A 6,681-nucleotide genomic window follows, 5' to 3' on the forward strand; every position below is an offset into this window, starting at 1 on the left:
CGCCCTGCGGGCGGGGTGCGCCGGGGGGGGGGGGGGGGGCGGGGGGGGGGGCGCGCCGCGCCGCGCCGCGGGCGGGGCACGCCGAACTGGTCGCCGCCGCGGCGGCCGCCGCCGGGCAAGGGCTGGTCGGCCGGGGGACGGTCGCCGAGGTCGTGACGCTGTGCGCCGTCGCCGGGGAGCACGTGCTGGTGATCGGCGAGCCCGGGACGGCGAAGTCCGAGGCGGTGCGGCGGGTCGCCGGGCAGCTGGGCGGGCGGTACTTCGAGTACCTGCTCGGCCGGTTCACCGAGCCCAACGAGCTGTTCGGCCCGGTCGACCTGCGCCGGCTGCGCGAGGGCCACGTCGAGTTCGCGACCGAAGGGATGCTCCCCGAGGCCGAGTTCGCGTTCCTCGACGAGGTCTTCCTCGGCTCGACGGCCGTGCTCAACACCCTGCTCGGCCTGCTCAACGACCGGGTGTTCCGGCGCGGCCGGACGGTGCTGGCGAGCCCGCTGCGGGTGTGTGTCGGCGCCGCCAACCACCTGCCCGAGGACCCGGCCCTCGCCGCCTTCGCGGACCGGTTCCTCGCGCGCGTCTTCGTCGAGCCCGTCCCCGACGGACAGTTGGAGGACCTGCTGACCGCCGGCCGGCGGCCCTGCACCGCACCCGAACGGCCGGCGAGGCTGCTCGGCGCGCTCGACCGGCTCGCCGCCGCGGCCCGGTCCTGCGACCTGGACGCCGTCACCCCGCTGCTCGGCACCGCGCTGCGGCGCCTGCGGGCGGCGGGAGTCCCGATCAGCGACCGCCGGGCGGTCCGCTCGCAGAACCTCGTCGCCGCGGCCGCCGTCCTCGACGGGCGCACCACGGCCTCCGCGCGCGACCTGTGGGTGCTGCCGCTGGTCGCGCCCACCGCCGACACCCAGGCGCTCGCCCGTGAGACCCTCGCCGACCTGATCGACGGCGCCGCCAACCGCAGCCTGGCGCACACCGCCGAGGAGCTCTCCCGCAGCACCACCGCGCGCGCCGAACGGCTCGTGCGCACGGGCGCCGCTCTGCTCGCCGAGCACGCCGGACTGCCCGACGGGCGTGACTCGCGGCTGCGGCTGGAGGCCGTCCTGCGCGAGATCGACGCCGGCTTCGCCGCGGCCGACCTGCCCGGAGCGCTGGCCGGCATACGCGCCGGCCTGGTCGCCGCGGTCGCCCCCGCATGACGGGCGACGACCGCCGCATGACGGGGGACGACCCCCGCATGACGAGTGACGACCGCCAGGTGTCGGCTGACGACCCCCGCCTGACGGGCGGCGACCGCCACGTGCCGGCTGACGCTTCTCGTCCGACGCCCGTCCCGCTCCGCTGGGTGCGCCGTGAGCCGCCGCTGTCGGCCGCCGCCGTGCTCGCGCTCGGCGAGGACGTCCCCGCTCTCGCCGCCGCCACCCGCGAACGCCTCCTGGCCGGCACCCGTCTCGGTGTCGCCGCGGACGCCACCGCCCTGCTCGTGCTCGGCGCCACCGAGGACCTGCCGTGGGCCCCCGGCGCCCGCTACCTCGGCCTCGACGGCGACCTGCTGGTACCGACCACGGCGCGGCCGCAGCCCGCTGCCGCCCTGTGGCGCGCCGCCCTCGGGGCGGGTGAGGGGCAGCTGTGCGTCCTGGTGCCGGGGCACGCGCTGGTAGCCGACCGGCCACCGCCCGGGACGGACCCGGCAGCGCTGGAGTCCGTCGCGCGCGGGGAGGGGGAGCGATGACCGTCCGTCCGTCCGTCCGTCGAGTCCGTGGGCCGGGCCGCTTGGCTCGGCGCCATCGGTTCTCAAGCGGCGCTGGAGTCCGTCGCGCGCGGGGAGGGGGAGCGATGACCGTCCGACCGTCCGCCGAGTCCGTGGGCCGGGCTGCCTCGCTCGGCGCCATCAGCCACCAACTCGCCGACGCCCTCGATCCGTTGCTGCGCCGCCTGGACGCCATCATTGGCGGGTACGAGAGCACCGCCGGCGTCCTCGGCACACCCGAAGGCCACGGCGGCCTCGCGCGCACCGGGCGCCCGGACCAGCTGCTGCACTCCGAGTGGCTGCTCGCCGACGAGGCCCCGGACGAGTTCCTGCGCCGGTACGCGGACCGCGAACTGCTGCACCTCGCGCCCGAGTCGACCACGGACACCGGTCGCGGCCGGGTCGTCGCCCTGGTCGACACCGGCCCCGCCCAGGCGGGCGCCGGCCGGCTGGTCCAGCTCGCCGTCCTGCTGGTGCTGCACCGGCGGGCCGTCGCCCGCGGCACCGAACTGCTGGTAGGCGTGCTCGGCGACCCGTCCGGCCGGCTGCTGGGCGGCGACCTCGCCGAGGTGCTGCCGCGCTGGCTCGTCGCCCGTCGGCACGCCGACCCGACGCCCGAGGACGTCCGCCGCGCCGAGGAGTCGCTCGCCGACGGCGACCGCGCCTGGCTGCTCGCCTCGCCGCGCCTGGCCGAGCAACTGCCGTCGCGCAAGGGCGTGCTGAGCACCGAGGAGACCGGCTGGACCGCCGACGGCGCCGCCCGCGTCGCGATCCGGGTGGACGGCGGACCGAAGGCCGAACTCCCGCTGCCCAGCGGCGCCGTCGCCGTCCGGGCGCTGCGCGGCTCCGAGTTCCGCCGGGGCGGCGTGGTCTTCGCGCCGCTCCCCGGCGGCACCGGGGCGCTGCCCGCCTTCACCACGGACTCCGCGACGCTGCTCGCGCGCGGCCGGGACGCCTCCGTGCTGCTCGTGGTGCGGCTGCCGCCGAGCACGGCGCACTTCGCCGGGAGCGCCCGGCCGCGCCGCCACCAACTGCGCGGACAGGTGGTCGCCGCCGGACGGACCGGTCGGCGCCTGCTCGTCTACTACGTCGACCGGAGCCGCCTCCTCCTCCACGTCAGCGGCAGCCGCCTCGGTGAACCGGGCCGCTACGACGTCGACTTGGCCGACCTCGGGCTCGACGCCGCCGCACTCCCCGCGCTCGCGCACCAGCCCGTCCTGCCGCTCGTGCGCGACGGCGAGGACCTCGTCGTCCCCCTGGCCGGGCACTGGCGACGGATCGCGCCCGGCGGCCGGGTCACCCTCGACGGGCCGGTGGTGTCGACCGCCGGCGGCCGGCCCTTCGTCCGGGCCCGGGAACCGCGGCTGTTCGACGGCGAGCTCCCGCCCGGCGTGGCCGAGTGCGAGTACCTCGTGCACGGCGCGGGCGGGCTGCTCGCGTGGTCCGAGGACGACTTCGGGTGGGACATCCGCACCCGGAAGGGCGAGCGCCGCTACCTCGAACTCCCCGGCGGCGGCGATGTCATCGCGATCATCGAGGACGAGTCCGGTGCGCCCGTGCTCCTCACGTGCACCCGCGACGCCCACCTGGTCCGCGCCGTCCGCGAAGGCCAGGTCCGCACGCTCACGGACTTCTCCGGCGGGCCCGCGGTGCCCGCCGTCCACCCGCGCTGGCCGATGATCGCGGCCGAGCCCCGGCCGGGCCGGCTGAGGGCCGGCAATGCGGCGACCGGCAAGACCCTCCTCTCGATCGAGAACGACGAATGAGCCCTGTCATCCACGCGTCCGGCTTCGTGCTCGACGTCCCAGTGATCGGTGCGGCCGAGGCCGCCGACCGCGTCCTCACGGCCTGGCGGCCGGGCGCCGAGCTGCGCGAACTTCCGGACCGCCGCTGGCTCTTCACGCTTCCCGAGCCGACGCCGATCCGGGTCGACGGCGCTCCGGGGGAGCCGCTTCGCGCGGTCGGGGGCGGGCTGGAGGCCGTCGGGCTGCGAGGTGACGAGAATGCGGCTCCCGGTGAACTCCTGCTCCATCCTGGCGGTGTGATTGAGCGTCATATCATCGATGCACTACCGCAGTTGAGGCCAGAGGACTGGCTCGACCTGTCCGGACTCACCCTCCACCGGCTCGGCGTGGTCGGTGCCCCGGTCGTGCCCGAGCCCGTCCGGGAGGACGTCCCGCAGGCGCCCGCCGTGGACCTTCGTGCGGCCGCCGGGATCTCCGAGTCGACCGACCGCGCGCGCCGCCGTACGGCGCCGGGCCCGGACCGCTCCAACGAGGGGTGGGTCGCCGCTGCCGCGGTGTTCCTGGTCGCCGCGATCGCCGCGATCCCCTTCTCGAACCTGATCGCCCGCAGGGGCTTCCACCTCGGCGCGTTCCTGCTCGCCGTCGGCGGCGCCGCCGCGGTCCTCCTGGGCTTCGTCCTGCACGACCGGCGCCAGGCGCGGTCGGCCGGTGCCGCCCACGCTGCGGCCGGCGGGGCTGCCGCCCGCAGCACGGCCAGGCCGCGCGGCGCCCGCCGCACGCCGTCCACCTCCGGCGCGCTCCACCGCCGCCACCTGCGCTACCTCCGCGACCTCACCCGGGCATTCGAGCAGCGCCGCTGGGAGGACGCCCTGCGCGACGCCATCCGGCTCGCCGCCGCGGGCTCCCGCGACCAGCCGGCCTGGTTCGGCCGCCGCCTGCCCCGCCGCTTCACCGGCGCCCTCAGGCCGACCCCGCGGCTCGCCGACGGCCCGCTCGTCGCCAGTCCGATCAGCGGCCCGACGGTCCACCAGTACCTCACCGACCTCTACCGCGAGGCCGCCCGCGCCCTCGAAGGCGAAGGGCGGATCGACGAGGCCGCGTTCGTCCTCGCCGACCTCCTCGACGCCCCCGCCGAAGCCGTCGCCCTGCTCGCCCGGCACGACCGCGCCGCCCAGGCCGCCGAATTCGCCGAGGGCCGCCGCCTCGCCGCCCACCTGATCGTCCGCCTCTGGTGGCGGGCCGGCGACCGCGACCGCGCCGTCCGCACCGCCCACCGCCGCGGCGCCTTCGCCCGCGCCGTCGAGCGCCTCGCCGACACCGACCGGGCCGCCGCCCGCGACCTGCGCACCGCCTGGGTCGAGCACTGCCGCTCCCGCGGCGACCGGCTCGGCGCCGTCGCCGCCGCCTGGCCCGACCCCGTCCTGCGCCCGACCGTTGCCGCCGACCTGCGCGACGCCGTCGCCCTCGGCGGGCCCGTCCGCGGCCGGGCCCTCGCCCACCTGCTCGCCCTCGGCGCGGGAGACGCCACCCGTCGACTCGCCCGCGCCCTCCTCGACGGCGGCGACGAGGCCGCCGGGAGCCTCGCCCTCGCCGCCGCCCTCGCCGACCTCCCCGCCGCAGACCCGGCCGTCGACCGCGAGCTCACCACCGCCGCGCTCCGCGCCGTCATCCGGGCCGGCGGCTTCGGCCGGCCGGACGGCACGCGCGACGCGCACACCGAACACCTGCTCCACGAGCGGCTGTTGAAGCGCGCCGACCCGTTCGCCGCCGTCGACCTGCCCCGCCTGCGCCGCGCCGAGCACAGCGTGGCCGGCGTACCGCACCTGACCGCCCCCGACCGCCCCGGCACGCTCCCCGTCCTCGACGCCGTCCGGCTCGGCTCGGGCTCGGTCCTGGTCGCCTGCGGGCACGCGGGCGTCCGGCTGCTCGCCCCCGACGGCCGCACCCGGGCCCGCTGGGACGTGCCCGCCGACCAGCTCGTGGTCGCCGACCACGGCGGCACCGCGCTCCTGGTCGCCCACTACGGCGACGTCCACGAACTCGTCCGCCTCGACCTCGCCACCCGCACCCCCCACCCGTGGACGACGCTGCGGACCCGCCAGATCGTCCCGTCCTTCGACGGCCGCCACCTGCTCACGGCGGACGACGACGGCATCACCGTCCTGGACACCCACACCCCGCGCCCCACCGTCGTGTGGCGCGAACTCGGCCACGACCAGCGGCTGTCGGGCCCAGTGGTGCGCTCGGCGACCAGCTGCGCCGCGCTGGTGCGCACCCGCTCCGACGGCCGCACACCGGGCCGGGCCGAACTCTGGCGCTGGGACCAGCCCAGCTGGGAACTGCGCCGTCGCCTGGGACTGGAGGAGGACGACCGGGTCGCGGCGCAGCCGCTGGCCAACGGCCGTCTGCTGAGCGTCGGGCCGGGCGCGCTCCGCTGGACGGGCGAGAGCGGATCGGTCTCCCTGGAGGTGGACGGCGAGGGCGAGGCGCGCACCGACGGCGCGTGGTGGGCGTACACCGCGACGGACGCGACGGGCGCCCACGTCCGCGCCGGTGCCGGCTCCGGCGCGACGCCCGCCTTCACGGCCGGCTTCCCGGGCGCGGCCGGTACCCCGGTGGGCATCCGCCACCACGCGGGGGCGGTCACCCTGTGGCACCGCAGCGGCCGCGTCCTGGCCGTCACCCCCGACGGCGGCACGCTGCTCGTCGGTCTGCGCGTGACGGCCTCCTGAAGTCGGCTGCAGATCGTCCTTTTTCGGCCCACGCCGAAGGACGGCGACAGCGCCGCGGCACTCTCGGGACGATGGGAGCACCGGGGCGGGGCCGCGCCGGCCGGAGGCCGACGGGGGTGGTCTCCGGCCGCCGCCGCCCCGGGCACCGGTGCGGCGCCAGGTGTCAGGCGTCAGGCGGCGCCCGCGCCGAGCAGGGTGAGGCCGGCCGTCGTGGGGGAGTGGATCGCCGTGGTCCGGTCCCGCAGGGTCGAGATCAGCCCGGCCGCCCGCAGCACCGTCGCGTGCTCGCTCGCGCTGGCCGCCGAGATCCGGACGGCGGAGGCGATCGCGCCCGTCGTGCAGCCGTCCTGCTCCGCGATGGCGAGCAATAAGGCCGCGCCGGTAACGCCCAGCAGCGCCCCCAGCGCCCCCGCCGGCGGCGCCGACCCCGGGGCCCACGCCCGTCCCGCGGGAGGCTGGTTGG

At 78.0% G+C, this 6,681-nt stretch carries 5 protein-coding genes; 4 read left to right on the plus strand and 1 reads right to left on the minus strand.

Features of this window, described 5'->3' with window-relative positions:
• The 4 genes from ACFV4G_RS21150 to ACFV4G_RS21165 all read left to right on the plus strand — a co-directional run.
• Positions 1-1,190, plus strand: a 1,190-nt coding sequence (locus ACFV4G_RS21150) for an AAA family ATPase (RefSeq protein WP_380442546.1), incomplete at its 5' end; no start/stop codon positions are given.
• Positions 1,191-1,228: 38 nt separating this feature from the next.
• A complete protein-coding gene (locus tag ACFV4G_RS21155; RefSeq protein ID WP_380442548.1) occupies positions 1,229-1,723 on the plus strand; it encodes a hypothetical protein in 495 nt (164 codons plus the stop codon).
• A gap of 104 nt (positions 1,724-1,827) precedes the next feature.
• The gene (locus tag ACFV4G_RS21160) at positions 1,828-3,507 is read left to right on the plus strand and encodes a hypothetical protein (protein ID WP_380442550.1); all 1,680 of its coding nucleotides are present in this window, start codon (positions 1,828-1,830) and stop codon (positions 3,505-3,507) included.
• On the plus strand, positions 3,504-6,218 hold the full coding sequence (locus ACFV4G_RS21165) for a bpX6 domain-containing protein (RefSeq protein ID WP_380442552.1): 2,715 nt from the start codon (positions 3,504-3,506) through the stop codon (positions 6,216-6,218). The genes ACFV4G_RS21160 and ACFV4G_RS21165 overlap by 4 nt, the downstream gene beginning before the upstream one ends.
• Positions 6,219-6,388: 170 nt before the next feature.
• Here ACFV4G_RS21165 and ACFV4G_RS21170 read toward each other — a convergent pair.
• Positions 6,389-6,681: MarR family transcriptional regulator (locus ACFV4G_RS21170; protein ID WP_380442554.1), on the minus strand; the 293-nt coding region annotated here is incomplete at its 5' end.

Origin of the sequence: Kitasatospora sp. NPDC059747 (assembly GCF_042732955.1) — a bacterium.
In the GTDB taxonomy this organism is placed as follows: domain Bacteria; phylum Actinomycetota; class Actinomycetes; order Streptomycetales; family Streptomycetaceae; genus Kitasatospora.

Bases quoted from the DNA above. Each gene is read 5' to 3' on its own strand.
- ACFV4G_RS21155 (WP_380442548.1), top strand. From the start codon at position 1,229: ATGACGAGTGACGACCGCCAGGTGTCGGCTGACGACCCCCGCCTGACG.
- ACFV4G_RS21160 (WP_380442550.1), top strand. From the start codon at position 1,828: ATGACCGTCCGACCGTCCGCCGAGTCCGTGGGCCGGGCTGCCTCGCTC.
- ACFV4G_RS21165 (WP_380442552.1), top strand. From the start codon at position 3,504: ATGAGCCCTGTCATCCACGCGTCCGGCTTCGTGCTCGACGTCCCAGTG.